Below are 26,773 nucleotides of genomic sequence, written 5' to 3'. Positions count from 1 at the left end.
GAGTGTTTATGTTTATTAAACAAATTTCGTTGTTGATCCCTCTATTGATGTCGGCCAACGCGTGGGCCGGAACAATGGAGCACTGTCCGAAGGTTGCAGATATCAAGGAGGTCGGTAGTACGGGTAGCTATACCGCAGCGACGCTCAGCGGCGAAGGTGAGTGGAGCGGCACATCGCAGACTGGGCGCGGCCCGGTGGGTGGGTTCGATGAGGCGATATTCAAGGCTCGCGGGGAGGTGGTCGAGGGAGTTGTGGTGGGTGAACTCCTGCGTTGCGGCTATAGCTTGCGCGACGGTGGGAAACTGGACATGCGCTTCAAGCGTGAAGGCACTGTTGTCAGCATCCAGGCAGGTGGAGTCTGGGAACCGTGGTATGACCAGTATTACTGCGAAGATAAAACCGACGGGGCTTGCACCTTCAAGGAGCTGTCTCGTCCAAGTAAGGGTTAGTTGAGGTGGGTGTTGCCCTCCAAGTAAGGAGTAGTGGCTGAAGTTGCTGCTCTTGATGGGGAGTTGTTGTTCGAAATACTCGGTCGCCAACTTCACGGGCGACCGATCCTTCTTTCAGCGGTGGCTCAGGAACAGCGGCTCAATTGTCGTACTGACTCAATAACCGTTCCATTCGCGCGTCGAGGCGGCGCTTGATTTCCGTCTCGATGTGCGGAGCAAAGTCATCGATCACGTCTTGCATGATCAACTGCGCGGCGGCGCGCAACTCGCCGTCCAGATGCAGCATGACGTCGGCCGCTTGCTGGGCGGTTGTCGTGGCGGCGGGTGCAGGTGCAGGTGCTGGTGCGGGCGCGGGCGCTGGAGTAGGGGCAGGTTGTTCGACGACTTCGGCCAGTGGTTTACCGCTGACCTGGTCGAACAGCAAGGGAATCTGGCCTTCATCACTTGCGGTCTCGACGGTGTCGGTCAGCAGTGGTGGTTGCAGGTTGTCATCGCCGAGCAACTGGCGGATCGACTCAAGGTCATCCAGCAGGTGTGCGGCCTTTTGCAGCGGTTTTGGCGTGTCCATCTTGTACTCAGAGTCGCTGTAGCCGGTGATCTTGCAGAGGATAGCCCTGTTCGCGGTAGAAGCGGAAACTCTCCCGCGCGGCCTGACGAATAGCGGGGTCTTCGACGACCACTTCCGCCACGCGGGCAAACCGTTGGGCAAACGGTGGGACCTTGACGTCGAGGTTGACCAGCAGGTCCTGGTGTTCACCGGGATCATCACCCAGGCCCAACACAATCAAGCCATCCGGTTCGCTCTCGGCTGGGCCGTGGGGCACGAAACTTTCGCCCTTGAACGCCCACAGGCGAGCATCAAGGTCGTCGCGTTGGGCGGCATCGCTGCAATGCAGGTAGATGCGGTGGCCCATGCGCCAGGCCTTTTCGCTGAGCTTGCAGGCGAAATCCAGCCGCGCCTGAGGGTCGGCGCTGGGCAGGATGTAGAAATCGACTTTGGTCATTGCGGTTCCTGAGCCTGAGGCGGCGCCACCGAGGGTGACGCCGCCTCAGGTCATCGGTTTCAGGCCTTGGCGCGATCCAGCAGGTATTGGGTCAGCAACGGTACCGGGCGGCCAGTGGCGCCTTTGTCCTTGCCGCCGCTGGTCCAGGCGGTACCTGCGATGTCCAGGTGGGCCCAGTTGAGGTTCTTGGTAAAGCGCGACAGGAAGCACGCAGCCGTGATGGTGCCGGCTTTCGGCCCACCGATGTTGGCGATGTCGGCGAACGGGCTGTCCAGTTGCTCCTGGTACTCATCGAACAGCGGCAGTTGCCAGGCGCGGTCGTCGGCAGCCTTGCCGGCGCTCAGCAGTTGTTCGATCAGTTCGTCGTTGTTGCCCAGCAGGCCGGAGGTGTGGGAACCCAGTGCGACGATGCAGGCGCCAGTCAGCGTGGCGATGTCGATCACTGCCTGCGGCTTGAAGCGCTCGGCGTAGGTCAGGGCGTCACACAGCACCAGGCGGCCTTCGGCGTCGGTGTTGAGGATTTCCACGGTCTGGCCGCTCATGGTGGTGACGATGTCGCCCGGGCGCGCAGCGTTGCCGCTTGGCATGTTTTCGGCGCAGGCCAGGATGCACACCAGGTTGATCGGCAGCTTCAGTCTCGAGCACCGCGCGCAGGGTGCCGAACACACTGGCCGCACCGCCCATGTCGTACTTCATTTCATCCATGCCGGCGCCCGGCTTGAGGCTGATGCCGCCGGTGTCGAAGGTGATGCCCTTGCCGACCAGGGCGTACGGCTTCTCGGATTTCTTGCCGCCGTTGTATTGCATGACGATCAGGCGCGGCGGCTGGGCGCTGCCCTGGCCGACGGCGTAGAACGAGCCCATGCCCAGTTCCTTGATCTTTTTCTCATCCAGGACTTCGACCTTCAGGCTCTTGAAGGTTTTGCCCAGGTTTTTCGCTTGTTCGCCGAGGAAGGTCGGGTGGCAGATGTTCGGCGGCAGGTTGCCCAGGTCGCGGGTGAAAGCCATGCCATTGGCAATTGCGCTGGCGTGGGCCACCGCGCGTTGCACTTCGGCCTGGGCGGCCTTGATGGTCAACAGGGTGATTTTCTTCAGGGCGCGCGGTTCGGCCTTCTGGCTCTTGAACTGGTCGAAGCTGTATTCGCCGTCCACCAGGGTTTCGGCCAGCAAGCGGGTCTTGCCATAGCTGTCACGACCCTTGACCACCACTTCGTCCAGCGCCAGTGCGGCATCGCTGCCACCCAGGCCCTTGAGGGTGTTGAGGATGCCGGCGACGATTTTGCGGAACGGACGGTCGCCCAGTTCGGCGTCCTTGCCCACGCCCACCAGCAGCACACGCTCGGCCTTGAGGTTCGGCAGGCTGTGCAGCAACAGGCTCTGGCCAACTTTGCCGGCCAGGTCGCCACGCTTGAGGATGGCGCTGATGGCACCGCCGCTGAGCTCATCGACCTGCTTGGCGACGTTGCCGAGTGTCCGGCCTTCGCCGACTGCGATGACCAGCGTGGCGGTTTTCAAGGTTTCTGGGCTAACGCTTTTTACAACCAGTTCCATGTCCGGGTCCTTGAATAAATGGTCAAAGTACAGCGTGCCGCACCCTGTGCGCACACGTTTGCCTTCTATATAGAAAAGGTGCGGGCCAGGCCCGCGACAAAGGCCGCAGTTTGAACCTCGCTGGCTGCGCCTGACAACCCTTGCGCAAGTGATCTTTAATGCATTGCATAGCGGCGTGAGCATGCGCAGTGACAGGCGCGGTCAATCACAGGATAATGCCGCATCTTTTGCGGTGGCTCATGGTTCCACGAGTCACCCGACCTGTTTGCTTGTTTGGCCGCCTTAGCCTGACAACCCTGGAGTGTCTGGTTTGATTGTCTTCCGTTATCTGTCCCGTGAAGTCCTGGTGACCCTGAGCGCCGTCAGTGCCGTGCTGCTGGTCATCATCATGAGTGGGCGCTTTATCAAGTACCTCGCCCAAGCCGCTGCCGGCCTACTGGATCCGGGCTCGCTGTTCCTGATCATGGGCTTCCGCCTGCCGGGCTTCTTGCAGTTGATCCTGCCACTGGGGTTGTTCCTGGGGATTCTGCTGGCTTATGGCCGGCTCTATCTCGAAAGCGAAATGACCGTGCTGTCGGCCACCGGCATGAGCCAGCAACGCCTGTTCGTCTACACCTTGTTCCCGGCCACGCTGGTGGCGTTGCTGGTGGCCTGGTTGAGCCTGGGCCTGGCCCCGCAAGGTGCCAACCAGTTCCAGTTGCTGCTGAACAAGCAGGATGCCCTGACCGAGTTCGACACCCTGGAGCCAGGACGCTTCCAGTCGTTGCGCGACGGCACGCGGGTGACCTACACCGAGAAACTTTCGGACGATCGCGTCAACCTGGCCGGCGTGTTCATCTCGCAGAAGAACGAAGCCACGGGAAACAAGGATCGCGGCATTTCTGTGCTGGTGGCCGAGAAGGGCCGCCAGGAGATCAAGTCGGATGGCAACCGCTACCTGATTCTCGACAATGGCTATCGTTATGACGGCAACCCGGGGCAGGCCAACTATCGGATCATCAAGTACGACACCTATGGCGTGCTGTTGCCCAAGCCTGACGTCAGCGACGAAGTGACCGATCGCGACGCCATCAGTACCGCCAATCTGATGGGCAGCGATGACGTGCGTTCCCATGCCGAGCTGCAATGGCGTTTGTCCCTGCCGTTGCTGGTGTTCATCGTGACCCTGATGGCCGTGCCGCTGTCGCGGGTCAATCCGCGTCAGGGCCGATTCCTCAAGCTGTTGCCGGCGATCCTGCTGTACATGGCCTACCTGACCATCCTGATCGCTGCCCGCGGTGCCCTGGAGAAGGGCAAGTTGCCGCCAGCGCTGGGGCTGTGGTGGGTCCACGGGATTTTCCTGGCCATTGGCCTGGGGTTGCTCTACTGGGAGCCGTTGCGCTTGAAGATGGCGAGTCGCCGCTATGCGTTGGAGGTGACCCGTGGTTAAGCTCGATCGCTACATTGGTAGCAGTGTATTCATGGCAATCCTGGCCGTGCTGGGGATCATCCTCGGCCTGGCGACCCTGTTCGCCTTCATCGATGAAATGGGCGATGCCAGCGATACCTACACGGTGATGGATGTCCTGGGCTACGTGCTCCTGACCGCGCCGCGCCGCCTGTACGACATGCTGCCCATGGCCGCTCTGATCGGTTGCCTGATCGGCCTCGGCAGCCTGGCCAGCAACAGCGAATTGACCATCATGCGCGCGGCCGGTGTATCCATTGGGCGCATCGTCTGGGCGGTGATGAAGCCGATGCTGTTCCTGATGGTGGCCGGGGTGCTGATTGGCGAGTATGTGGCGCCCGCCACGGAAAACATCGCTCAGGCCAACCGTTCGCTGGCCCAGGGCAGTGGCGATTCGCAAAGCGCCAAGCACGGCTTGTGGCATCGCCAGGGGGACGAGTTCATTCACGTCAACTCGGTGCAGCCCAATGGCCGCCTGTATGGCGTGACCCGTTATCGCTTCGATAATGACCACCACCTGCTGTCCGCAAGCTTCGCCAAACGCGCCGAGTTCGACACCGATCACTGGCAGTTGAGTGACGTCACCACCACCCTGTTCCACGGCAAGAGCACCGAAGTGGTGAACGCGCCGGTCGAGCGCTGGGATGTGGCCCTCAGCCCGCAACTGCTGAGCACCGTGGTGATGGCCCCGGAATCGCTGTCCATCAGCGGCCTGTGGGGTTATATCCATTACCTGGCTGATCAGGGCCTGAACAACGGCCGCTACTGGCTGGCATTTTGGGTCAAAGTGTTGCAGCCGCTGGTCACCGCCGCCCTGGTGCTGATGGCGATCTCCTTCATCTTTGGTCCGCTGCGTTCGGTAACCCTCGGTCAGCGGGTGTTCACCGGCGTGCTGGTGGGCTTCACCTTCCGCATCGTCCAGGATTTGCTCGGGCCATCGAGCCTGGTGTTCGGTTTCTCGCCGCTGTTTGCGGTGCTGATCCCGGCTGCGGTCTGTGCTTTGGCAGGCCTCTGGCTGATGCGTCGAGCCGGCTGATCAGCGGTATTTGAACTCGCGTTTGCCCCCGAAAACGCCCCGTTCGCCAGAGCGGGGCGTTTTTGCAGGTGATGGCTTTACCTGCAAACGTGACGCTTGCCTGGTGTTTCAGGTACAATTCCCGGCTATTTTTCGGCGGGCTATGCCTGCAGCCTTTTTGAGTGTTGATCCGTGAGTGATTTGAGTCATATCCGCAATTTCTCCATCATCGCCCACATTGACCATGGCAAGTCGACGCTGGCCGATCGCTTCATCCAGATGTGCGGCGGCCTGGCCGAGCGTGAAATGGAAGCCCAGGTACTGGACTCCATGGACCTTGAGCGCGAACGCGGGATCACCATCAAGGCCCACAGCGTTACCCTGTATTACACCGCCAAAGACGGCATCAAGTACCAGCTGAACTTCATCGACACCCCCGGCCACGTTGACTTCACCTATGAAGTCAGCCGCTCGTTGGCGGCCTGTGAAGGTGCGTTGCTGGTGGTCGATGCTGGCCAGGGCGTGGAAGCGCAGTCGGTTGCCAACTGCTACACGGCGATCGAGCAGGGCCTGGAAGTCATGCCGGTGCTGAACAAGATCGACCTGCCGCAGGCCGATCCGGACCGCGTGAAAGAAGAAATCGAGAAAATCATCGGCATCGACGCTACCGATGCAGTCGAGTGCAGTGCCAAGACTGGCCTGGGCGTCGATGAGGTGCTCGAGCGCCTGGTCAAGACCATTCCCGCGCCTACCGGCAATATCGAAGATCCGCTGCAAGCGTTGATCATCGACTCCTGGTTCGACAACTACCTGGGCGTTGTCTCCCTGGTTCGCGTGCGCCATGGCCGCGTGAAGAAGGGCGACAAGATCCTGGTCAAATCCACCGGCAAGATCCACCTGGTGGACAGCGTCGGTGTGTTCAACCCGAAACACACTGCCACCGTCGATCTGAAAGCCGGTGAAGTAGGCTTCATCATTGCCGGTATCAAGGACATTCACGGTGCGCCAGTGGGCGACACCCTGACCTTGAGTTCGACCCCGGACGTCGACGTGCTGCCAGGCTTCAAGCGCATTCAGCCGCAGGTGTACGCCGGTCTGTTCCCGGTCAGCTCCGACGACTTCGAAGATTTCCGTGAAGCCCTGCAAAAGCTCACCCTCAACGACTCGTCCCTGCAGTACACCCCGGAAAGCTCCGACGCCCTGGGCTTCGGCTTCCGTTGCGGGTTCCTTGGCATGCTGCACATGGAAATCATCCAGGAGCGCCTGGAGCGCGAGTACGACCTGGACCTGATCACCACGGCGCCAACGGTAATTTTCGAGCTGCAGACTGAAAACCGGTGAAACGATTTACGTCGACAACCCGTCCAAGCTCCCGGACCTGTCTTCGATCGAAGACATGCGTGAGCCGATCGTGCGGGCCAATATTCTTGTGCCGCAAGAGCACCTGGGCAACGTCATTACCCTGTGTATCGAAAAGCGTGGCGTGCAGCACGACATGCTGTTCCTGGGTACCCAGGTCCAGGTGACCTACGATTTGCCGATGAACGAAGTGGTCCTGGACTTCTTCGATCGCCTGAAGTCCACCAGTCGCGGCTATGCTTCGCTGGATTACCACTTCGATCGCTACCAGTCGGCTAATCTGGTCAAGTTGGACGTGCTGATCAACGGCGACAAGGTCGATGCCCTGGCGCTGATCGTGCACAAGGACAACGCGCACTACAAAGGTCGCCAGTTGACCGAGAAGATGAAGGAACTGATTCCGCGCCAGATGTTCGACGTTGCGATCCAGGCCGCCATTGGCGGGCAGATCATCGCGCGGACCTCCGTCAAGGCACTCAGAAAGAACGTATTGGCCAAATGCTACGGCGGTGACGTTAGCCGTAAGCGCAAGCTGTTGGAAAAGCAGAAGGCCGGTAAAAAACGCATGAAGCAGGTCGGCAACGTGGAAATTCCACAGGAAGCCTTCCTTGCTGTGCTCAGGTTGGATAGTTAGGTCCTATGTCACTAAATTTCCCGCTGTTGCTGGTCATCGCTGTCTTCGTCTGCGGTCTGCTGGCGTTGCTCGATCTGGTGTTTCTGGCGCCGCGTCGGCGTGCTGCCATTGCCTCGTATCAGGGCACTGTCAGCGAACCCGACATGGTCGTCGTGGAGAAACTGAACAAAGAACCGTTGCTGGTGGAATACGGCAAGTCGTTCTTTCCGGTGCTGTTCATCGTACTGGTGCTGCGTTCGTTTCTGGTGGAGCCGTTCCAGATTCCGTCTGGTTCGATGAAACCGACCCTGGACGTGGGCGACTTCATTCTGGTGAACAAGTTTTCCTACGGGATCCGTTTGCCAGTGCTCGACAAGAAAGTCATCGAGGTCGGTGATCCGCAACGCGGCGATGTGATGGTGTTCCGCTACCCAAGCGACCCGAACGTCAACTACATCAAGCGTGTGGTCGGCCTGCCGGGCGACCAGATCCGCTACACCGCCGACAAGCGCCTGTTCGTCAACGGTGAGTCGATTGCCGAGCAACTGGTGGGTACCGAGCCGGGTACCTTGGGCAGCGCCGAGCTGTACAAGGAAAAACTCGGTGTGGCCGAGCACATGATCCGCAAGGAAATGAGCCGCTACCGGGCCACTCCGGACCGTCAATGGACTGTGCCTGCGGGCCACTACTTCATGATGGGCGACAACCGCGACAACTCCAACGACAGTCGCTACTGGGATGACCCAAGCATTCCCAAGAACCTGCTGGGCATGGTTCCCGACCAGAACATCGTCGGCAAGGCCTTTGCGGTCTGGATGAGCTGGCCTGAACCGAAACTCAGCCACCTGCCGAATTTCTCGCGGGTTGGCCTGATCAAGTAATCCCACACGGCGCTGTTGAACACAGCGCCGAATGCATTTCTGGAGCCTGCAGAAGGTTGCCGCACTGCATTGAAGCCAACGATATTCAGGAAGTAATTTTTGAACACAGCGTTATTTGTCCCAGGCCTTCGCAGCGATGCTGTGGGGGAAGTCGACCACGAACTCAGCGTGGGTAAACCGTGAGCGTCTCCTTAAGTCGTCTCGAGCGTCAGCTCGGCTACACCTTCAAGGATCAGGAACTGATGGTCCTGGCCCTGACTCACCGCAGCTTTGCCGGGCGCAACAACGAGCGCCTGGAATTTCTCGGTGACGCCATTCTCAACTTCGTGGCCGGTGAAGCGCTGTTCGATCGCTTTCCGCTGGCCCGCGAAGGTCAGTTGTCGCGTTTGCGCGCACGCCTGGTCAAAGGCGAGACCCTGGCGGTGCTGGCCCGTGGTTTTGACCTGGGTGACTACCTGCGCCTGGGCTCCGGTGAGTTGAAGAGCGGCGGTTTCCGGCGCGAGTCGATTCTGGCCGATGCCCTGGAAGCGCTGATCGGCGCGATCTACCTGGATGCCGGCATGGACATGGCGCGCGAGCGCGTGCTGGCCTGGCTGGCTTCCGAGTTCGAGAGCCTGACGCTGGTCGATACCAATAAAGATCCAAAGACCCGCCTGCAGGAGTTCCTGCAGTCGCGTGCCTGTGAGCTGCCGCGTTACGAAGTGGTGGATATCCAGGGTGAGCCGCATTGCCGGACGTTCTTCGTCGAATGTGAAATCACCTTACTGAATGAAAAAAGCCGAGGTCAGGGTGTGAGCCGTCGTATTGCCGAACAGGTAGCGGCCGCCGCAGCACTGATAGCCCTGGGCGTGGAGAATGGCCATGACTGATTCAACTGCAACTCGCTGTGGCTATGTCGCCATCGTCGGCCGCCCGAACGTGGGCAAATCCACGTTGCTGAACCACATCCTGGGTCAGAAGCTGGCAATCACCTCGCGTAAACCGCAGACCACTCGCCACAACATGCTCGGGATCAAGACCGAAGGCGCGGTGCAGGCGATCTACGTCGACACCCCCGGCATGCACAAGGGCGGCGAGAAGGCCCTGAACCGTTACATGAACAAGACCGCCTCGGCGGCGTTGAAAGACGTCGACGTGGTGATCTTCGTGGTCGATCGCACCAAGTGGACCGACGAAGACCAGATGGTCCTCGAGCGTGTGCAGTACGTGACCGGTCCTTTGATCGTGGCGCTGAACAAGACCGACCGCATCGAAGACAAAGCCGAGCTGATGCCGCACCTGACCTGGTTGCAAGAGCAACTGCCGAACGCGCAGATCATGCCGATCTCGGCCCAGCACGGGCATAACCTCGAAGCGCTGGAGCGTGTGATTGCCGGTTACCTGCCGGAAAACGATCACTTCTTCCCGGAAGATCAGATCACCGACCGCAGCAGCCGCTTCCTTGCCGCTGAACTGGTGCGCGAGAAGATCATGCGCCAGATGGGTGCGGAGCTGCCGTACCAGATCACCGTGGAAATCGAAGAGTTCAAGCAGCAGGGCAAGACCCTGCACATCCACGCCCTGATCCTCGTTGAGCGTGACGGTCAGAAGAAGATCATCATTGGTGACAAGGGCGAGCGGATCAAGCGCATCGGCACCGAGGCGCGCAAGGACATGGAGCTGCTGTTCGACTCCAAGATCATGCTCAACCTGTGGGTGAAGGTCAAAGGCGGCTGGTCCGACGATGAGCGCGCCCTGCGTTCGCTGGGTTACGGCGACCTGTAAACCCGGTTGGCGCTGCACCGTAGAACCCTGTGGGAGCGGGCTTGCCCGCGATGAGGATGGAGCATTCAGCAGCGATGTTGACTGTAAGTCCGCCATCGCGGGCAAGCCCGCTCCCACATTTGGTTTGTGTTGATTTCAAAACAGCACTCCTTCAGTGAGACACCCATGTCCTCTCCGCCACCCAGCCAACCCGCCTACGTCCTGCATTCGCGCGCCTACCGCGAGAACAGTGCATTGGTCGACTTCCTCACGCCGCAAGGGCGTTTGCGGGCGGTGTTGCGCAGTGCGCGAGGCAAGGCCGGGACACTGGCGCGGCCATTCGTGCCTCTGGACGTGGAGTTTCGCGGGCGCGGTGAGCTGAAGAACGTTGGGCGCATGGAAAGTGCCGGCGTCTCGACCTGGCTCAGTGGCGAGGCGTTGTTCAGCGGCCTGTACCTCAATGAGTTGCTGATCCGCCTGTTACCTGCCGAAGATCCCCATCCCGCCGTATTCGAACACTACGCCGCGACCTTGCTGGCCCTCGCTGAAGGTCGTGCGCTGGAACCGTTGCTGCGTTCATTCGAATGGCGCTTGCTGGATGACCTGGGCTATGGCTTTGCATTGACCCAGGATGTCCACGCCGAGCCGATTGCCGCCGACGGTCTGTACCGCCTGCAGGTGGATGCCGGGTTGGAGCGGGTGTATCTGTTGCAGCCGGGGTTATTCAATGGCGCCGAACTGTTGGCCATGGCCGAAGCGGACTGGAGCGCCCCCGGTGCGTTGTCCGCTGCCAAGCGCCTGATGCGCCAGGCATTGGCCGTTCACCTGGGCGGTCGTCCCCTGGTCAGTCGCGAGCTGTTTCGCAAGCCCTGATCACCCCGTATGCTGTGCACCGAACTTTCTCTTCTTCTGGAGCGCTTTCCGTGACCACCAGCACCCGCATTCTTCTTGGCGTGAACATCGACCACGTTGCCACCCTGCGTCAGGCCCGGGGCACCCGTTACCCTGACCCCGTCAAGGCTGCGCTGGACGCTGAAGAGGCGGGGGCCGATGGCATCACCGTGCATTTGCGCGAAGACCGCCGGCACATCCAGGAGCGCGACGTGCTGCTGCTCAAGGATGTGCTGCAGACCCGCATGAACTTCGAGATGGGCGTGACCGAGGAAATGATGGCGTTCGCCGAACACATCCGCCCGGCGCACATCTGCCTGGTTCCGGAAACCCGTCAGGAGCTGACCACCGAAGGCGGTCTGGACGTGGCAGGGCAGGAGGCGCGGATCAAGGCTGCGGTCGAGCGCCTGGCCAGGATCGGCTGTGAAGTGTCGTTGTTCATCGACGCCGATGAGCGGCAGATCGAGGCTTCCAAGCGCGTGGGCGCCCCGGCCATCGAATTGCACACTGGCCGTTATGCCGATGCCCAGACCCCCACCGAAGTCGCCGAAGAGCTGCAGCGCGTGGCCGACGGCGTAGCCTGTGGCTTGGCTCAGGGCCTGATCGTCAATGCCGGTCACGGCCTGCATTACCACAACGTCGAAGCCGTGGCAGCGATCAAGGGCATCAATGAACTGAACATCGGCCACGCGCTGGTGGCGCACGCCTTGTTCGTCGGCTTCAAGTCGGCGGTGTCGGAGATGAAGGCGCTGATTCTGGCGGCAGCGGCAAAGGCCTGATATCCAGAAATCGCAGCCTGCGGGCTGCGATTTCTTGGCAGCCCCGGGGATTTAAAGCGGTGGGTTGTCTTCCGGCGGCTTGGTCTTGTCGATGCCCGGCACGTGCAGGTTGCCCTCGGCCACCTGGTCGCCTTCCAGTTGCGGCTGCGTGACCCAGGTCAGGATGTCGTAGTAACGACGGATGTTCGCCACGAAGTGCACCGGCTCGCCGCCGCGGGCATAGCCATAGCGGGTCTTGCTGTACCACTGTTTCTGCGACAGGCGGGGCAGGATCTTCTTCACGTCCAGCCACTTGTCCGGATTCAACCCTTCCTTGGCCGCCAGCTTGCGTGCGTCATCCAGGTGGCCGCTGCCGACGTTGTAGGCGGCGAGGGCGAACCAGGTGCGATCCGGCTCCTGGATTGAACTGTCCAGTTGCTCCTTCATGTACGCCAGGTACTTGGCGCCGCCCATGATGCTCTGGCGGGCATCCAGGCGGTTGGACACGCCCATGGCCTGGGCGGTGTTCTGGGTCAGCATCATCAGCCCGCGCACGCCGGTCTTGGAGGTGACTGTCGGCTGCCACAGTGACTCTTGATAGCCGATCGCTGCCAGCAGGCGCCAATCGACTTTTTCTTTCTTGGCGTAGTTCTTGAAGTGCTGTTCGTACTTGGGCAGGCGCTGCTGCAGGTGCTGGGCAAAGGTGTAGGCGCCGACATAGCCGAGCACGTCGACGTGCCCGTAGTAGCGGTCCTTGAGGCGCTGCAAGGTGCCGTTTTTCTCGACCTTGTCGAGGAAGTCATTGATCTCGTTGAGCAGGCTGTTGTCTTCACCGGCGGCCACCGCCCAGCTTTGGTTGCTGGCGTCACCGAGGTCGAAGGCCACCCGGACGTTGGGGAAATACACCTGGTTCATGGCCACTTCGTTGGAGTCGACCAGGGTCAGGTCAATTTGCCCTTCGTCGACCATGCGCAGCAGGTCGACCACCTCGACTGCGTCAGACTCTTCGTACTCGATTCGCGGATTTTTCTGTTTCAGAACTGCCAATTGCTCGGCATGGGTGCTGCCCTTGAGCACCATGATCTTCTTGCCCACCAGGTCCGCCGCGTTGGTTGGGCGTGACTGGCCATTGCGGTAGATGATTTGCGGGGTGACTTCCAGATAAGAGTGGGAGAACCGGACCTGCGCCTTGCGTTTCTCGCTGCTGACCAGACCGGCAGCAGCGAGCACAGGGCCGTTGGGCTTGCCCACCTGATCAAAGAGGTCGTCGAGGTTGTCCGCGGTTTCGATCTTCAGTTTCACCCCCAGATCGTCGGCAAAGCGCTTCACCAGCTCGTATTCGAAGCCGGTTTCACCGTTGCGATCCTGGAAGTAGGTGGCGGGGCTGTTACGCGTGACCACGCGCAGCACGCCATCCTCCTTTACGCGCTCCAGGGTGTTGGGTTTATCAACACAGCCGCTGAGCATCAGGAAGAGTCCGGTGGCGAGAAGCCATTTGGCCAATCGCGGACGCAAAACCATTGGGGAAAACATCTGCGCAGTATACGCAAAGGACCACGGCCGCCATATCTCGACAGCGAAGGGCTTGTCTGCTAGATGTTTGGAAACTGGCCCCAAGCCCTCAGGAATGGGCACTTGAAGCCGATTTAGCGCCCTAAAATAACCGCCGGTACTGACCTTAATGAGCATTGGTTATAGGCCCGCCAGCCCTGGCCGACGTTCGGGCGATACCGGGTGTAGCGTTTCGGGTGCTGTCGCGGGCGGTTTAGGCTAGAATGCACGGCCTCAAAGCACACCCCCTTCCGAGGCTGTCCCGAAGATGTTGATCCTGCGCGGCGCTCCTGCCCTTTCTGCCTTTCGCCACAGCAAACTCCTTGAGCAACTGAGCCAAAAGGTTCCAGCTGTCACTGGCCTGTATGCTGAATTCGCTCACTTCGCCGAAGTCACCGGCGTCCTGACCGGCGACGAACAGCAGGTGCTTGCGCGCCTTCTGAAGTACGGTCCTAGCGTTCCGGTACAAGAGCCGACCGGTCGTCTGTTCCTGGTGTTGCCGCGGTTCGGCACCATCTCTCCCTGGTCGAGCAAGGCCAGCGACATTGCCCGTAACTGTGGCCTGGCGAAAATCCAGCGCCTGGAGCGCGGTATCGCCTTCTATGTCGCCGGTGAGTTCACCGACGCCCAGGCCCAGTTGATTGCCGACGGCCTGCACGACCGCATGACCCAGATCGTCCTGGAGAACCTTGAGCAGGCTGCCGGTCTGTTCAGTCACTCCGAGCCTAAGCCGCTGACGGCGATCGATGTCCTGGGTGGCGGTCGCGCCGCGCTGGAAACCGCCAACGTCGAGCTGGGCCTGGCCCTGGCCGAAGACGAGATCGACTACCTGGTCAACGCCTTCGTCGGCCTCAAGCGCAACCCCCATGACATCGAGCTGATGATGTTCGCCCAGGCGAACTCCGAGCACTGCCGCCACAAAATCTTCAACGCCAGTTGGGATATTGACGGTGAAAGCCAGGAAAAAAGCCTGTTCGGCATGATCAAGAACACCTACGTGATGCACAGCGAAGGTGTCCTGTCGGCCTACAAGGACAACGCCTCGGTGATCGTCGGTTCCGTTGCCGGGCGTTTTTTCCCGGATCCTGAGACCCGCCAGTACGGCGCGGTGCAGGAACCGGTACACATCCTGATGAAAGTCGAGACGCACAACCACCCGACGGCGATTGCCCCGTTCCCGGGCGCGTCCACCGGCTCCGGTGGCGAGATCCGCGACGAAGGTGCAACCGGTCGCGGCGCCAAGCCGAAGGCTGGCCTGACCGGCTTTACCGTATCCAATCTGCAGATCCCGGGCTTCGAACAGCCGTGGGAAGTGCCCTACGGCAAGCCTGAGCGCATCGTCACCGCCCTCGACATCATGATCGAAGGCCCATTGGGCGGCGCTGCGTTCAACAACGAATTCGGCCGCCCGGCCCTGACCGGTTACTTCCGTACCTTCGAACAATCCATCACCACGCCGCACGGTGATGAAGTGCGTGGTTACCACAAGCCGATCATGTTGGCCGGCGGGATGGGCAACATTCGTGAAGAGCACGTACAAAAAGGCGAGATCCTTGTCGGCTCCAAGCTGATCGTGCTGGGTGGCCCGGCGATGCTGATCGGCCTGGGCGGCGGTGCCGCTTCCTCGATGGCCACCGGCACCAGCTCGGCGGACCTGGACTTCGCTTCGGTACAACGCGAAAACCCGGAAATGGAACGCCGTTGCCAGGAAGTCATCGACCGTTGCTGGCAGTTGGGTGAACACAACCCGATCAGCTTCATCCACGACGTGGGTGCGGGCGGCCTGTCCAACGCCTTCCCGGAACTGGTCAACGACGGCGACCGCGGTGGCCGTTTCGAACTGCGTAACATTCCAAACGACGAGCCGGGCATGGCCCCGCACGAAATCTGGAGCAACGAATCCCAGGAGCGTTACGTCCTGGCAGTCGGCCCGGCCGACTTCGAGCGCTTCAAGGCGATCTGCGAACGTGAGCGCTGCCCGTTTGCCGTGGTCGGCGAAGCCACTGCCGAACCACAACTGACCGTGACCGACAGCCACTTCGGCAACAGCCCGGTGGACATGCCGCTGGAAGTGCTGCTGGGCAAGGCTCCGCGCATGCACCGCTCCGTGGTTCGGGAAAACGAACTGGGCGACGACTTCGATCCGTCGACCCTGAACATCGCCGACTGCGTCGAGCGTGTTCTGCATCACCCGGCCGTGGCCAGCAAGAGCTTCCTGATCACCATCGGCGACCGCACCATCACCGGCCTCGTGGCCCGTGACCAGATGGTTGGCCCATGGCAGGTACCCGTGGCTGACGTGGCCGTGACCGCCACCAGCTTCGACGTCTACACCGGTGAAGCCATGGCGATGGGCGAGCGTACTCCGCTGGCCCTGCTGGACGCTCCGGCGTCGGGCCGCATGGCCATCGGCGAAACCCTGACCAACATCGCCGCTTCGCGCATCGCCAAGCTCTCCGACATCAAGTTGTCGGCGAACTGGATGTCGGCCGCTGGTCACCCGGGCGAAGACGCGCGTCTGTACGACACCGTGAAAGCGGTCGGTATGGAACTGTGCCCTGAGCTGGGCATCACCATCCCGGTGGGCAAGGACTCGATGTCCATGGCCACTCGCTGGAATGACGAGGGCGTCGACAAGACCGTGACCTCGCCGATGTCGCTGATCGTCACCGGCTTTGCTCCAGTGACCGACATCCGTCAGACCCTGACCCCGCAACTGCGCATGGACAAGGGCACCACCGACCTGATCCTGATCGACCTGGGTCGTGGCCAGAACCGCATGGGCGCCTCGATTCTCGCCCAGGTGCACGGCAAGCTCGGCAGCCAGGCTCCGGACGTCGACGACGCCGAAGACCTGAAGGCCTTCTTCGCCGTGATCCAGGGCCTCAACGCCGACGGTCACCTGCTGGCTTACCACGACCGTTCCGACGGTGGTCTGTTGACCAGCACCGTGGAAATGGCTTTTGCCGGCCACTGCGGTCTGAGCCTGAACCTCGACGGCCTGGCGGAAACCTCGGCCGACATCGCCGCGATCCTGTTCAACGAAGAGCTGGGCGCAGTGATCCAGGTACGCCAGGACGCCACCCCGGACATCCTCGCGCAGTTCAGCGCTGCGGGCCTGGGCGACTGCGTGTCGGTAATCGGCCAGCCAATGAACAACGGCGAGATCAACATCACCTTCAACGGTGACACCGTGTTCGAAGGCCAGCGTCGTCTGCTGCAACGCCAGTGGGCCGAGACCAGCTACCAGATCCAGCGCCTGCGTGACAACGCCGACTGCGCCGAGCAAGAGTTCGACGTGTTGCTGGAAGAAGACAACCCGGGCCTGAGCGTCAAGCTCAGCTTCGACGTCAACCAGGACATCGCCGCGCCTTACATCAAGAAAGGCATTCGCCCACAGGTTGCCGTGCTGCGTGAGCAGGGCGTCAACGGTCAGGTGGAAATGGCCGCAGCGTTCGACCGTGCCGGTTTCAGCGCGATCGACGTGCACATGAGCGACATTCTGGCGGGTCGCGTCGACCTGAACGAGTTCAAGGGTCTGGTGGCTTGCGGTGGTTTCTCCTACGGCGATGTCTTGGGTGCCGGTGAAGGCTGGGCCAAGTCGGCCCTGTTCAACAGCCGTGCCCGCGATGCGTTCCAGGGCTTCTTCGAGCGTAACGACAGCTTCACCCTCGGGGTGTGCAACGGTTGCCAGATGATGTCCAACCTGCACGAGCTGATCCCGGGCAGCGAATTCTGGCCGCACTTCGTGCGTAACCGCTCCGAGCAGTTCGAAGCCCGCGTGGCCATGGTCCAGGTGCAGGAGTCGAACTCGATCTTCCTGCAGGGCATGGCCGGTTCGCGTATGCCGATCGCCATTGCCCACGGCGAAGGTCATGCCGAGTTCTCCAGCGAAGAGGCGTTGCTGGAAGCCGATCTGTCGGGTTGCGTGGCGATGCGTTTCGTCGACAACCACGGCAAGGTGACCGAGAGCTACCCGGCCAACCCGAACGGTTCGCCGCGCGGGATTACCGGACTGACCAGTCGTGACGGTCGCGTGACCATCATGATGCCGCACCCGGAGCGGGTCTTCCGCGCAGTGCAGAACTCGTGGCGCTCGGAAGAGTGGAGCGAGGACGCACCGTGGATGCGCATGTTCCGTAATGCTCGCGTGTGGGTGAACTAACAGCCGTGTACAAGCTCAGCTTTTTTGTTCCGGCCAGTCACGTCGAGGTGGTCAAGAGTGCGGTGTTCGCTGCCGGTGGCGGGCGGATCGGCACTTATGACCAGTGCTCGTGGCAGGTGCTTGGCCTGGGTCAGTTTCGCCCGTTGGACGGCAGCCAGCCGTTCCTCGGGCAGACCGGTCAGGTGGAGCAGGTCGAGGAATGGAAGGTTGAGCTGGTGGTGGCGGATGAGTTGATTCGTTCGGTGGTGATGGCCCTGAAGCAGAGCCATCCCTACGAGACGCCGGCTTATGAGGTATGGCGGTTGGAGGCGTTCTGAGCTTCCCGTCGCTCAAACAAAAAACCCGCTGAAAGCGATTTCAGCGGGTTTTTTGTTGCCCGGCAGGAGATGCCGTAGGCTGCGATTTTTTGATCTTGGCTTTGTGGGCATATAGGCCCTTCAGGGCCGGATTTCGATCATCGTGCCATCGGGTACCAGGCCCCAGACTTCGCGCATGTCGACGTTACGCATGGCGATGCAGCCGTCGGTCCAGTCCAGGGTGTGGAACAGGTCTTCGGGGTTTTCTTCGGTGTCCGGGGTGCCGTGAATCATGATCATGCCGCCTGGGGCCACGCCTTCGCGGCGCGAGCGCGCAGCGTCGCTGATGTTCGGGTAGGAGATGTGCATGGCCAGGTTGAAGCGCTCGCTGACCTTGCGCCAGTCCAGCCAGTACAGGCCTTCGGGGGTGCGTCGGTCGCCTTCCATGAGCTTCTGGCCCTTGGGGTTGCGGCCCAGTGAGATGCGGTAGGTCTTGATGGGCTTGCCGTCATTGATCAGTTGCAACTGACGGGCGGATTTGAGCACCAGGACTTTTTCGACGATTTTGCCGTCCAGGGTTTCCACGCTGGAAGCCTGGGAAACGACGGCGAATGACAGACAGAGGAACGCGAGCAACCAGCGCATTAAAACGATATCCCTGAGAGTACGGCGTACTTTTGTTGTTTAAGTGATCGCAGGCTGAGCAAGCGGAGGAATGGATTCGCTACGCACCGGGTAAGCCCCGCGCAGGCGGTCAGCGAAGAAGCATTCTAGGGTACGGCCCACTGTGCGGAAAGCCAGCTCTGACCAAGGGATGTCTGCTTCCTCGAAAAGCTGCACTTCCAGGCTTTCCGGGCCGGCGGCAAAGTCCAGGTCGGCCATTTCGGCGCGAAAGAATACGTGGACCTGGCTGATGTGCGGTACATCGATCAGCGTGTAGATACTCAGGTTGCGTACCCGAGCGCAGGCTTCCTCGGCGGTTTCACGCACGGCGGCCTGTTCGACGGTCTCGCCGTTCTCCATGAAACCGGCTGGCAGGGTCCAGTAACCCCGGCGCGGTTCGATGGCGCGACGGCACAGCAGCACCTGGGTGCCCCAGGTTGGCAGGCAGCCGGCGACGATGTTGGGGTTCTGGTAGTGAATGGTCTGACAGCTGTCGCAGACAAAACGCAGGCGCGAATCGCCTTCGGGAATACGTTGCGTGACCGGGTTACCGCACTGGCTACAGAATTTCATGCTGGGTTTTCCGAATAGGCCGCGCCTATCTTCGCGTGCCGCGGTGTCTGTCGGCAAGTTGTCGTTTAGCGACATGCCGCAGCCCGGGGGTTGGGCGGCCTCCAGGATTGGTGCATGATGCAAGGTAGCCAACAGATCGAGAGCACTCATGCTGGACGAGCTACTGTACCGGGTAAGTAATCACACACCACGTACGCTGGAAACTGACCGACGTTTCCCCGAAGCCGCGGTGCTCGTGCCCATCACCCGCAGTGACGAACCGGAACTGGTTCTGACTCTGCGCGCCAGCGGGCTCTCGACCCATGGCGGTGAGGTCGCCTTCCCCGGTGGGCGACGCGACCCCGAAGACCCGGACCTGGTGTTCACCGCCCTGCGCGAGGCCGAAGAGGAAATCGGCCTGCCGCCGGGGCTGGTGGAAGTGATCGGGCCCCTGAGTCCGCTGATCTCGCTGCACGGGATCAAGGTCACGCCTTATGTGGCGGTGATCCCGGACTTCGTCGAGTACCGCGCCAACGACGCGGAAATTGCCGCTGTGTTCAGTGTGCCGCTGGAGTTTTTCCGCACGGACCCGCGTGAACACACGCACCGCATCGATTATCAGGGCCGCAGCTGGTATGTGCCGAGCTACCGTTATGGCGAATACAAGATTTGGGGCCTGACCGCGATCATGGTTGTCGAGTTGATCAATCTGCTCTATGACGCGAAGATCAGCCTGCACCAACCTCCCAAGAGCTTTATCAATACCTGAAGCCATCCGGCATTTACCCGCGGCTGCCTGAGCCATGAGGATAACAACGATGAAATACCGCCTGGGCGACGCCCGTGTCGAGACCCACCCGCAGAGCTGGGTTGCACCGAACGCCGTGCTGATTGGCAAGGTCAAGCTGGAAGAGGGCGCCAGTGTCTGGTTCAACGCGGTCCTGCGCGGGGACAACGAACTGATCCTGATCGGCAAGAACAGCAATGTGCAGGACGGCACCGTGATGCACACCGACATGGGCTACCCGTTGACCATTGGTACCGGAGTGACCATCGGCCACAACGCCATGCTCCACGGCTGCACGGTGGGCGATAACAGCCTGATCGGGATTAATGCGGTGATCCTCAATGGGGCGAAGATCGGCAAGAACTGCATTATCGGCGCCAACTCGCTGATTGGTGAAAACAAGCAGATCCCCGACGGCTCGCTGGTCATGGGGTCGCCCGGTAAAGTGGTGCGCGAGCTGACCGAGCCGCAGATCAAGATGCTCGAAGCCTCTGCCGCACACTATGTGCATCGCTCCCAGCGATACGCCGTGGACCTGGTCGAGCAGGAGCCATGACTACCCCTGAAAGACCCGTGTTGTCGCCCTGCGTGAATATTTGTGCGCTGGACGAGCAGGACATCTGTACCGGATGCCAGCGTACCGTCGGGGAAATTACCCGCTGGAGCCGAATGGACAACGACGAGCGCCGCCAGGTGCTGGGGTTGTGCCATGAGCGCGCCAAGGCCAGCGGGCTGGTGTGGATGCTGGGCAAAACCCCGGCACCCTGAGCGCAGCACGTTGTAGGCGCGTGCTCGCGATGGATGCTGACGATGACGCGTGTCACCAGAGTCACCGCGTTGTTTTTGAGTTCGTCGCGAGCCCGCTCGCGCCTTCAGATAGCAGATAGCCGCATCGGGATTTGGCGGCTTCGCGCCGCTGCAGTACCCTATGCGCCAATCTGCCAGGTATCCCCGCGCCCCATGCTCTTCCTGATCGCCTACATCAGCAGCGTCGTGCTGATCAACTACGCCTTTTCTACTGCCCCGCACCTGGACATCATCTGGTCGGCCTGGGGTGGCCTGGTGTTCGTGCTGCGTGACATGGTGCAGATCCGCTTCGGCCATGGCGCGATCATTGCCATGCTGGCGGCGCTGGTGCTGTCGTACCTGACGTCCGACCCCTCCATCGCCCTGGCCAGCGCCACCGCGTTTGCGGTGTCGGAGTGCATCGACTGGCTGGTGTTCAGCATCACCAAGCGGCCCTTGCATGACCGGTTGTGGATCAGTTCGGCACTGAGCATTCCCCTGGATACCTTCATTTTCTTCGGCATGATCGACGCCCTGACCCCGGGCGTGTTGCTGACCGCCCTGGGCTCGAAGTTCGCCGGCGTGACGGCCGTGTGGCTGATTATGGCCTGGCGCTTGCGCAAACAGGCGGTCGCCAGCTAAGGCCAAAGCCGCTGGTTCATGTAAAATGCCGCGCTTTCTCCCCATGGGAAGTGCGCGCTGCGCCATATCCCTCGATGATCCGCTCCTTTGAGGAACTTCAGATGACTCGTATCGGAACTCCATTGTCGCCAACCGCGACCCGCGTATTGCTGTGTGGCTGTGGTGAGTTGGGCAAGGAGGTGGTGATCGAACTGCAACGCCTGGGCGTTGAAGTGATTGCCGTGGATCGTTACGCCAACGCGCCGGCGATGCAGGTGGCGCACCGCAGCCACGTGATCAACATGCTCGACGGCGCTGCACTGCGGGCCGTGATCGAAGCCGAGAAGCCGCACTTCATCGTGCCGGAAATCGAAGCCATTGCCACCGCCACCCTGGTGGAGCTGGAGGCCGAAGGTTTCACCGTGATCCCTACCGCCCGTGCCGCGCAACTGACCATGAACCGTGAAGGCATCCGTCGCCTGGCCGCCGAAGAGCTGGACCTGCCGACGTCCCCGTACCACTTCGCCGATACCGTCGAAGACTACCGCAAGGCAGTCGAAGACCTGGGCTTCCCGTGTGTGGTCAAGCCGGTGATGAGTTCTTCGGGCAAGGGCCAGAGCCTGCTGCGCAGCGCCGATGACGTGCAGAGCGCCTGGGACTACGCGCAGGAAGGCGGGCGTGCCGGTAAAGGTCGGGTGATCGTCGAGGGGTTCATCGATTTCGACTACGAAATCACCCTGCTGACCGTGCGCCATGTGGGCGGCACCACCTTCTGTGCACCTGTCGGTCACCGTCAGGAGAAGGGCGATTATCAGGAATCCTGGCAGCCACAAGCCATGAGCCCGATTGCCCTGGCGGAATCCGAGCGGGTGGCCAAGGCCGTGACCGAGGCCCTGGGTGGTCGTGGTCTGTTTGGCGTCGAGTTGTTCATCAAGGGTGATCAGGTGTGGTTCAGCGAAGTCTCGCCGCGCCCCCATGACACCGGCCTGGTGACCCTGATTTCCCAGGATCTGTCGCAGTTCGCGCTGCATGCCCGGGCAATTCTCGGCCTGCCGATCCCGTTGATCCGTCAGTTCGGTCCTTCGGCTTCGGCAGTGATTCTGGTGGAAGGGCAGTCGACCCAGACGGCGTTCGCCAACCTGGGAGCTGCGTTGAGCGAGCCGGATACCGCGCTGCGTTTGTTCGGCAAGCCAGAGGTGAACGGTCAGCGTCGCATGGGTGTGGCGCTGGCGCGGGATGAGTCGATTGAGTTGGCCCGGGCTAAAGCGACCCGTGCTTCTCAGGCCGTGGTTGTAGAGCTGTAACCGAGGCGCGGCCTTCGCGAGCAGGCTCGCTCCCACAGGATCTTCGGTTGATTACACCGGTTGTGTACAGCCCAATCCAATGTGGGAGCGAGCCTGCTCGCGATGGCGATCTATCACGCCACCGACGCTCAGCACCGGGGCTTGGTCGAGCGATTCAACAAGGGGCTGCGCGGTGCTCTTTCAGCCAATTGCAGGCACGGACGTGGTGTGCCAGATCAGCACCTGGCTGACGCGGTTGTCCTCGGTTTCGAGGATTTCCAGCCGATAACGACCGATTTTCAGGCACACCGGGCAATCCGGGATGGTTTCCAGGGCCTCGGTGACCAGGCCGTTCAGGGTTTTCGGGCCATCGCTGGGCAGGTGCCAGCCCAGGCTCTTGTTCAGTTCGCGGATGGAAGCTGCGCCGTCGATCACCAGGCGCCCGTCGGCTTGCGGGTGAATGTGCGGGTTGTCGAGGCTGTGCTGGCTTTCGAACTCGCCGACGATTTCTTCGAGGATGTCCTCCAGGGTCACGATGCCCTGCACTTCGCCGTACTCGTCGACCACCATGCCCAGGCGACGCTGCTGTTTGTGGAAGTTCAGCAGCTGCAGCTGCAGGGGAGTGCTTTCCGGCACGAAGTAGGGTTCGTGGCAGGCGGCCAGCAGGGCTTCTTTGGTCAGGCTGGCATCGGGCAGCAAGTGGCGGATCTGCCGGGTGTTGAGTACGGCTTCGACCTGGTTGATATCGCTGTGGAACACCGGCAGGCGCGTGCGCTTGTTGGTGCGCAGCTGTTGGATGATGTCCTCCAGCGGATCGTCGAGGTTGATCCCGTCCACTTCACTGCGCGGTACCAGGATGTCGTTGACGGTAATGTTGTCCAGCGCATGAATGCCGGCCAGGGCATGGGGGCGACAAGCGGCATGTTCGTGTTCGTTGTCGGTTATCGGTGTCGGCAGTGGCTCATCTTCGCTCTGTTGCACCACCTTGGGCTTGCGTGCCAGGGGCTTGAGCAGCAGCAGGCTGATGCTGCTGAGCAGCCAGGCGAGCGGGTAGAGGAGCTTCAATGGCACGCCAAGCAGGGTGTTGCCCAGCGCCAGGATGGTATCCGGATAGCGGCTGGCGAGGGTGCGCGGCAGGTAATCGGCGAATATCAGCAAGGCCGCCGTGGCGCTCAGGCAGGCGAGCCAGGGGCCATTGTCGGCCCAGCCGAATACCGCGAGCAGGGTGCTGATAACCACCACCAGTGCCCGGCACAAGGTATTGCAGAGAATCAGGCTGCTGAGCGGGAAGTTGAGTCTGGCCACCGGCTTGTCGCTCGCACGTGAGGCCGTACGTTGGGCCAGCAGTTGCTGTTGCGCCGCCTCGATGGCGGTGAACAGGCCCGACCAGAGGATCAGCAGGGCCAGGACGGCGAGCAAGGGCCCGATGGGCAGGTTATCCATAACGAATGCCCGTCAGATGTGCAGGATGAATTCGCGGACCAGCTTGCTGCCGAAATAGGCCAGCATCAGCAGGCAGAAGCCGGCCAGGGTCCAGCGAATGGCCTTGTGCCCGCGCCAGCCGAGGCGATTGCGGCCCCACAGCAACACGCTGAAGACAATCCAGGCCAGGCACGCCAGCAGGGTCTTGTGTACCAGGTGCTGGGCAAACAGGTTCTCGACGAACAGCCAGCCAGAGATCAGTGACAGCGACAGCAGGGTCCAGCCGGCCCAGAGGAAACCGAACAGCAGGCTTTCCATGGTTTGCAGCGGCGGGAAGTTCTTGATCAGCCCCGAGGGGTGCTTGTGCTTGAGCTGGTGGTCTTGCACCAGCACCAGCAGCGCCTGGAACACGGCAATGGTGAACATGCCGTAGGCCAGGATCGACAGCAGGATATGGGCGAGAATCCCGGGCTCCTCGTCGATCACCTGCACCGTGCCCGTCGGCGCGAACTGCGCCAGCAGCACGGTGGCCAGTCCCAGTGGGAACAGCAGCAACAGCAGGTTTTCCACCGGGATGCGTGAACACGCCAGCAGGGTCAGGGCGATTACCGCGGCGGCAATCAGGCTGGCGGCGCTGAAAAAATCCAGGCCCAGGCCGATCGGCGTCACCAGGTGGGTGAACAGGCTCGCGCTGTGGGCCAGGACGGCAAAGATGCCGAGCGTGACCAGCAGGCGTTTGTTCGCCTTGGCGCCTGTGGCCAGGCGAGAGCCTTGGTAGAAAGTCGCAGCGGCGTATAAGCAGGCGGCGGCGAGTGTCGTGAGCAAACTGGGTGACAAGGGGAGCATAAATCCTGTTAGGCAAGCCCGAAAGAGAATGAGTTTGGCATACAACCCTTGTCGCATGAAAGACCGCACAACCAGACGGCGGGTGTGCGCCAGACGCAGTCTTCGCTATAATCCGCGACCTGCCCACGCCGCAGGCTCGCCGAGCACATGTTTTTCACGGTCTGGGCCGCCATTACCTCGGTCTCCTTAGGGCCTGAAAGGATCGCGCATGTTTGAAAACTTAACCGACCGTCTATCGCAGACGCTGCGCCATGTCACCGGCAAAGCCAAGCTGACCGAAGACAATATCAAAGACACCCTGCGTGAAGTGCGCATGGCGTTGCTCGAAGCCGACGTCGCCCTGCCGGTGGTCAAGGACTTCGTCAATTCGGTCAAGGAGCGCGCTGTCGGCACCGAGGTGTCGCGCAGCCTGACGCCGGGCCAGGCCTTCGTGAAGATCGTCCAGGCCGAACTCGAAAGCCTGATGGGCGAGGCCAACGAAGACCTGAACCTGAGTGCCGTGCCGCCAGCCGTCATCCTGATGGCCGGTCTGCAGGGTGCCGGTAAAACCACCACGGCCGGCAAACTGGCGCGCTTCCTCAAGGAGCGCAAGAAGAAGTCGGTGATGGTGGTGTCCGCGGACGTCTACCGTCCGGCGGCGATTAAACAGCTGGAAACCCTGGCCAACGACATCGGCGTGACGTTCTTCCCGTCCGACCTGAGCCAGAAGCCGGTCGATATCGCCGAAGCCGCTATTAAAGAAGCACGCCTGAAATTCATCGACGTGGTCATCGTCGATACCGCCGGTCGCCTGCACATCGACGAAGAGATGATGGGCGAGATCAAGGCCCTTCATGCCGCGATCAAGCCGGTCGAGACCCTGTTCGTGGTCGACGCCATGACCGGCCAGGACGCCGCCAACACGGCCAAGGCCTTTGGCGATGCGCTGCCGCTGACCGGGGTGATCCTGACCAAGGTCGACGGTGATGCCCGTGGCGGTGCCGCGTTGTCGGTACGTTCCATCACCGGCAAGCCGATCAAGTTCATCGGTATGGGCGAGAAGACCGAAGCCCTCGAGCCGTTCCACCCCGAGCGTATTGCTTCGCGCATCCTCGGCATGGGCGACGTGCTCAGCCTGATCGAACAGGCTGAACAGACCCTCGACAAGGACAAAGCCGACAAACTGGCGAAAAAGCTGAAGAAGGGCAAAGGCTTCGACCTCGAAGACTTCCGCGATCAGCTGCAACAGATGAAAAACATGGGCGGCCTCGGCGGCCTGATGGACAAGCTGCCGAATATCGGCGGTGTCAACCTGGCGCAAATGGGCAATGCCCAGGGCGCGGCAGAGAAACAGTTCAAGCAGATGGAAGCCATCATCAACTCCATGACCCCGGCCGAGCGCCGCGACCCTGAGCTGATCAGCGGTTCGCGCAAGCGTCGGATCGCCCTGGGTTCCGGCACCCAGGTGCAGGACATCGGCCGCTTGATCAAGCAGCACAAGCAGATGCAGAAGATGATGAAGAAATTCTCCGCCAAGGGCGGCATGGCAAAAATGATGCGCGGCATGGGCGGTATGTTGCCCGGCGGCGGCATGCCAAAAATGTAAAGAATTCGCGCCGACAGTCTTGTCGGCGCGGTCCCCACACGGACGTGGGGCCAGCAGTAGCCCGCCTTGGCGGGCGCTGACTCGCCGTTGGAGACAACGGCTCTACCGCAAATCTGGATGGCACGCCGATAGGCGCCAGAAAAAGACATTTGCAAAAGTCCGGATATTCCTTAGAATATGCGGCCTTTCGGGCACCTATGCCCGCTGTGCATTTAGATTTGCAGCACCGACTACAGGAACTATGTTCACATGCTAACAATCCGTCTTGCCCTTGGCGGCTCCAAAAAGCGCCCGTTCTACCACTTGACCGTAACCGACAGCCGCAACCCGCGCGACGGTTCGCACAAAGAACAGGTTGGTTTCTTCAACCCTGTTGCTCGTGGTCAAGAAGTCCGTCTGTCCGTGAACCAAGAGCGCGTAGCCTACTGGCTGAGCGTTGGTGCACAACCTTCTGAGCGTGTTGCTCAGTTGCTGAAGGAATCTGCTAAGGCTGCGGCCTGAGCAA

General features: G+C 61.2%; 24 protein-coding genes and 2 pseudogenes. 18 read left to right on the top strand and 8 right to left on the bottom strand.

All coding sequences use genetic code 11. The features are described 5' to 3' along the window. Positions 1 to 8 precede the first annotated feature (8 nt). Positions 9 to 449, top strand: coding sequence for a DUF3757 domain-containing protein (locus Q1W70_RS05290; RefSeq protein WP_166588645.1), 441 nt, complete (start codon positions 9 to 11; stop codon positions 447 to 449). Positions 450 to 588: 139 nt separating this feature from the next. Here the strand turns inward: Q1W70_RS05290 and Q1W70_RS05285 are convergent, their stop codons facing one another. The 3 genes and pseudogenes from Q1W70_RS05285 to Q1W70_RS05275 all read right to left on the bottom strand — a co-directional run bounded on the left by Q1W70_RS05285 (position 589) and on the right by Q1W70_RS05275 (position 3,004). Continuing rightward, positions 589 to 1,017: a DNA polymerase III subunit chi gene (locus Q1W70_RS05285; RefSeq protein ID WP_302098657.1), complete on the bottom strand. Its 429-nt coding sequence runs from the start codon at positions 1,015 to 1,017 to the stop codon at positions 589 to 591. 7 nt (positions 1,018 to 1,024) lie between these two features. Further along, the gene (locus Q1W70_RS05280) at positions 1,025 to 1,453 is read right to left on the bottom strand and encodes a DNA polymerase III subunit chi (RefSeq protein WP_166588643.1); all 429 of its coding nucleotides are present in this window, start codon (positions 1,451 to 1,453) and stop codon (positions 1,025 to 1,027) included. A 59-nt stretch (positions 1,454 to 1,512) separates the two neighbouring features. After that, positions 1,513 to 3,004: pseudogene (locus Q1W70_RS05275) on the bottom strand (leucyl aminopeptidase). Positions 3,005 to 3,314: 310 nt separating this feature from the next. Here Q1W70_RS05275 and lptF point away from each other — a divergent pair. The 8 genes and pseudogenes from lptF to pdxJ all read left to right on the top strand — a co-directional run bounded on the left by lptF (position 3,315) and on the right by pdxJ (position 11,732). Then, positions 3,315 to 4,433, top strand: coding sequence for an LPS export ABC transporter permease LptF (lptF, locus tag Q1W70_RS05270; RefSeq protein ID WP_166588641.1), 1,119 nt, complete (start codon positions 3,315 to 3,317; stop codon positions 4,431 to 4,433). After that, complete coding sequence (gene lptG, locus Q1W70_RS05265) at positions 4,426 to 5,487, top strand: LPS export ABC transporter permease LptG (protein ID WP_166588640.1); 1,062 nt, start codon at positions 4,426 to 4,428, stop codon at positions 5,485 to 5,487. Before lptF ends, lptG begins: the two co-directional genes overlap by 8 nt. A gap of 171 nt (positions 5,488 to 5,658) precedes the next feature. After that, positions 5,659 to 7,459, top strand: a pseudogene (lepA, locus tag Q1W70_RS05260) (translation elongation factor 4). Positions 7,460 to 7,464: 5 nt separating this feature from the next. After that, positions 7,465 to 8,319 (top strand): signal peptidase I, encoded by an 855-nt coding sequence (lepB, locus tag Q1W70_RS05255; protein ID WP_166588638.1) that lies wholly within the window; start codon positions 7,465 to 7,467, stop codon positions 8,317 to 8,319. Between the two features lie 179 nt (positions 8,320 to 8,498). Beyond that, positions 8,499 to 9,188: a ribonuclease III gene (gene rnc / locus Q1W70_RS05250; protein WP_095171185.1), complete on the top strand. Its 690-nt coding sequence runs from the start codon at positions 8,499 to 8,501 to the stop codon at positions 9,186 to 9,188. Further along, positions 9,181 to 10,083: a GTPase Era gene (gene era, locus Q1W70_RS05245; protein WP_007944847.1), complete on the top strand. Its 903-nt coding sequence runs from the start codon at positions 9,181 to 9,183 to the stop codon at positions 10,081 to 10,083. Before rnc ends, era begins: the two co-directional genes overlap by 8 nt. 165 nt (positions 10,084 to 10,248) lie before the next feature. Further along, positions 10,249 to 10,935, top strand: a complete 687-nt coding sequence (recO, locus tag Q1W70_RS05240; RefSeq protein WP_166588637.1) for a DNA repair protein RecO — start codon at positions 10,249 to 10,251, stop codon at positions 10,933 to 10,935. Positions 10,936 to 10,985: 50 nt separating this feature from the next. Then, on the top strand, positions 10,986 to 11,732 hold the full coding sequence (pdxJ, locus tag Q1W70_RS05235) for a pyridoxine 5'-phosphate synthase (RefSeq protein ID WP_182343625.1): 747 nt from the start codon (positions 10,986 to 10,988) through the stop codon (positions 11,730 to 11,732). Between the two features lie 51 nt (positions 11,733 to 11,783). On the opposite strand, the gene mltF is transcribed toward pdxJ, so the two are convergent. Beyond that, a complete protein-coding gene (gene mltF, locus Q1W70_RS05230; protein ID WP_166588635.1) occupies positions 11,784 to 13,244 on the bottom strand; it encodes a membrane-bound lytic murein transglycosylase MltF in 1,461 nt (486 codons plus the stop codon). Positions 13,245 to 13,530: 286 nt separating this feature from the next. On the opposite strand from mltF, the gene purL reads away from it, so the two are divergent. Both purL and Q1W70_RS05220 read left to right on the top strand, forming a co-directional pair. Then, a complete protein-coding gene (purL, locus tag Q1W70_RS05225; protein WP_166588634.1) occupies positions 13,531 to 17,427 on the top strand; it encodes a phosphoribosylformylglycinamidine synthase in 3,897 nt (1,298 codons plus the stop codon). 5 nt (positions 17,428 to 17,432) lie between these two features. Continuing rightward, positions 17,433 to 17,744: a YqfO family protein gene (locus Q1W70_RS05220; protein ID WP_166588633.1), complete on the top strand. Its 312-nt coding sequence runs from the start codon at positions 17,433 to 17,435 to the stop codon at positions 17,742 to 17,744. 120 nt (positions 17,745 to 17,864) lie between these two features. Here the strand turns inward: Q1W70_RS05220 and Q1W70_RS05215 are convergent, their stop codons facing one another. Both Q1W70_RS05215 and Q1W70_RS05210 read right to left on the bottom strand, forming a co-directional pair. Further along, positions 17,865 to 18,368, bottom strand: a complete 504-nt coding sequence (locus tag Q1W70_RS05215; RefSeq protein WP_166588632.1) for a L,D-transpeptidase family protein — start codon at positions 18,366 to 18,368, stop codon at positions 17,865 to 17,867. 39 nt (positions 18,369 to 18,407) lie between these two features. Continuing rightward, the gene (locus Q1W70_RS05210; RefSeq protein ID WP_166588631.1) at positions 18,408 to 18,959 is read right to left on the bottom strand and encodes an NUDIX hydrolase; all 552 of its coding nucleotides are present in this window, start codon (positions 18,957 to 18,959) and stop codon (positions 18,408 to 18,410) included. A gap of 148 nt (positions 18,960 to 19,107) precedes the next feature. Between Q1W70_RS05210 and Q1W70_RS05205 the strand changes: the two genes are divergently transcribed. From Q1W70_RS05205 to purT, 5 genes are all read left to right on the top strand, one after another. Beyond that, a complete protein-coding gene (locus Q1W70_RS05205; RefSeq protein WP_166588630.1) occupies positions 19,108 to 19,707 on the top strand; it encodes a CoA pyrophosphatase in 600 nt (199 codons plus the stop codon). A gap of 49 nt (positions 19,708 to 19,756) precedes the next feature. Next, positions 19,757 to 20,281 carry a gamma carbonic anhydrase family protein gene (locus Q1W70_RS05200; protein ID WP_166588629.1) on the top strand — a complete coding sequence of 175 codons (525 nt, stop codon included), beginning with the start codon at positions 19,757 to 19,759 and terminating at the stop codon, positions 20,279 to 20,281. Then, positions 20,278 to 20,493 carry a DUF1289 domain-containing protein gene (locus Q1W70_RS05195; RefSeq protein WP_166588628.1) on the top strand — a complete coding sequence of 72 codons (216 nt, stop codon included), beginning with the start codon at positions 20,278 to 20,280 and terminating at the stop codon, positions 20,491 to 20,493. Before Q1W70_RS05200 ends, Q1W70_RS05195 begins: the two co-directional genes overlap by 4 nt. A 192-nt stretch (positions 20,494 to 20,685) precedes the next feature. Then, positions 20,686 to 21,153: a VUT family protein gene (locus Q1W70_RS05190; RefSeq protein WP_166588627.1), complete on the top strand. Its 468-nt coding sequence runs from the start codon at positions 20,686 to 20,688 to the stop codon at positions 21,151 to 21,153. Between the two features lie 101 nt (positions 21,154 to 21,254). Beyond that, positions 21,255 to 22,436, top strand: coding sequence for a formate-dependent phosphoribosylglycinamide formyltransferase (purT, locus tag Q1W70_RS05185; protein WP_166588626.1), 1,182 nt, complete (start codon positions 21,255 to 21,257; stop codon positions 22,434 to 22,436). Between the two features lie 180 nt (positions 22,437 to 22,616). Here purT and Q1W70_RS05180 read toward each other — a convergent pair whose 3' ends face one another. Together Q1W70_RS05180 and Q1W70_RS05175 are read right to left on the bottom strand one after the other, a co-directional pair. Then, the gene (locus Q1W70_RS05180) at positions 22,617 to 23,858 is read right to left on the bottom strand and encodes a transporter associated domain-containing protein (RefSeq protein ID WP_166588625.1); all 1,242 of its coding nucleotides are present in this window, start codon (positions 23,856 to 23,858) and stop codon (positions 22,617 to 22,619) included. Between the two features lie 12 nt (positions 23,859 to 23,870). Then, on the bottom strand, positions 23,871 to 24,683 hold the full coding sequence (locus tag Q1W70_RS05175) for a cytochrome C assembly family protein (protein ID WP_166588624.1): 813 nt from the start codon (positions 24,681 to 24,683) through the stop codon (positions 23,871 to 23,873). A 208-nt stretch (positions 24,684 to 24,891) separates the two neighbouring features. Here Q1W70_RS05175 and ffh point away from each other — a divergent pair, with 208 nt between their 5' ends. Both ffh and rpsP read left to right on the top strand, forming a co-directional pair. Continuing rightward, positions 24,892 to 26,268, top strand: coding sequence for a signal recognition particle protein (ffh, locus tag Q1W70_RS05170; protein ID WP_182343629.1), 1,377 nt, complete (start codon positions 24,892 to 24,894; stop codon positions 26,266 to 26,268). Positions 26,269 to 26,517: 249 nt separating this feature from the next. Then, on the top strand, positions 26,518 to 26,769 hold the full coding sequence (gene rpsP / locus Q1W70_RS05165; protein WP_003198088.1) for a 30S ribosomal protein S16: 252 nt from the start codon (positions 26,518 to 26,520) through the stop codon (positions 26,767 to 26,769). Positions 26,770 to 26,773: the final 4 nt, after the last annotated feature.

This window comes from Pseudomonas kielensis (assembly GCF_030505375.1).
Taxonomy (GTDB): domain Bacteria; phylum Pseudomonadota; class Gammaproteobacteria; order Pseudomonadales; family Pseudomonadaceae; genus Aquipseudomonas; species Aquipseudomonas kielensis.
This window is presented reverse-complemented; position numbering and strand designations above follow the sequence as displayed.

What these genes read in the sequence shown, in the direction of transcription:
- ffh (WP_182343629.1), top strand. Translation starts at nt 24,892, where the DNA reads ATGTTTGAAAACTTAACCGACCGTCTATCGCAGACGCTGCGCCATGTC.
- Q1W70_RS05285 (WP_302098657.1), bottom strand. Translation starts at nt 1,017, where the DNA reads ATGGACACGCCAAAACCGCTGCAAAAGGCCGCACACCTGCTGGATGAC.
- Q1W70_RS05280 (WP_166588643.1), bottom strand. Translation starts at nt 1,453, where the DNA reads ATGACCAAAGTCGATTTCTACATCCTGCCCAGCGCCGACCCTCAGGCG.
- Q1W70_RS05290 (WP_166588645.1), top strand. Translation starts at nt 9, where the DNA reads ATGTTTATTAAACAAATTTCGTTGTTGATCCCTCTATTGATGTCGGCC.
- rpsP (WP_003198088.1), top strand. Translation starts at nt 26,518, where the DNA reads ATGCTAACAATCCGTCTTGCCCTTGGCGGCTCCAAAAAGCGCCCGTTC.
- era (WP_007944847.1), top strand. Translation starts at nt 9,181, where the DNA reads ATGACTGATTCAACTGCAACTCGCTGTGGCTATGTCGCCATCGTCGGC.
- purT (WP_166588626.1), top strand. Translation starts at nt 21,255, where the DNA reads ATGACTCGTATCGGAACTCCATTGTCGCCAACCGCGACCCGCGTATTG.
- Q1W70_RS05180 (WP_166588625.1), bottom strand. Translation starts at nt 23,858, where the DNA reads ATGGATAACCTGCCCATCGGGCCCTTGCTCGCCGTCCTGGCCCTGCTG.
- Q1W70_RS05215 (WP_166588632.1), bottom strand. Translation starts at nt 18,368, where the DNA reads ATGCGCTGGTTGCTCGCGTTCCTCTGTCTGTCATTCGCCGTCGTTTCC.
- purL (WP_166588634.1), top strand. Translation starts at nt 13,531, where the DNA reads ATGTTGATCCTGCGCGGCGCTCCTGCCCTTTCTGCCTTTCGCCACAGC.
- lepB (WP_166588638.1), top strand. Translation starts at nt 7,465, where the DNA reads ATGTCACTAAATTTCCCGCTGTTGCTGGTCATCGCTGTCTTCGTCTGC.
- Q1W70_RS05210 (WP_166588631.1), bottom strand. Translation starts at nt 18,959, where the DNA reads ATGAAATTCTGTAGCCAGTGCGGTAACCCGGTCACGCAACGTATTCCC.
- Q1W70_RS05195 (WP_166588628.1), top strand. Translation starts at nt 20,278, where the DNA reads ATGACTACCCCTGAAAGACCCGTGTTGTCGCCCTGCGTGAATATTTGT.
- recO (WP_166588637.1), top strand. Translation starts at nt 10,249, where the DNA reads ATGTCCTCTCCGCCACCCAGCCAACCCGCCTACGTCCTGCATTCGCGC.
- Q1W70_RS05190 (WP_166588627.1), top strand. Translation starts at nt 20,686, where the DNA reads ATGCTCTTCCTGATCGCCTACATCAGCAGCGTCGTGCTGATCAACTAC.
- Q1W70_RS05200 (WP_166588629.1), top strand. Translation starts at nt 19,757, where the DNA reads ATGAAATACCGCCTGGGCGACGCCCGTGTCGAGACCCACCCGCAGAGC.
- Q1W70_RS05175 (WP_166588624.1), bottom strand. Translation starts at nt 24,683, where the DNA reads ATGCTCCCCTTGTCACCCAGTTTGCTCACGACACTCGCCGCCGCCTGC.
- mltF (WP_166588635.1), bottom strand. Translation starts at nt 13,244, where the DNA reads ATGTTTTCCCCAATGGTTTTGCGTCCGCGATTGGCCAAATGGCTTCTC.
- Q1W70_RS05205 (WP_166588630.1), top strand. Translation starts at nt 19,108, where the DNA reads ATGCTGGACGAGCTACTGTACCGGGTAAGTAATCACACACCACGTACG.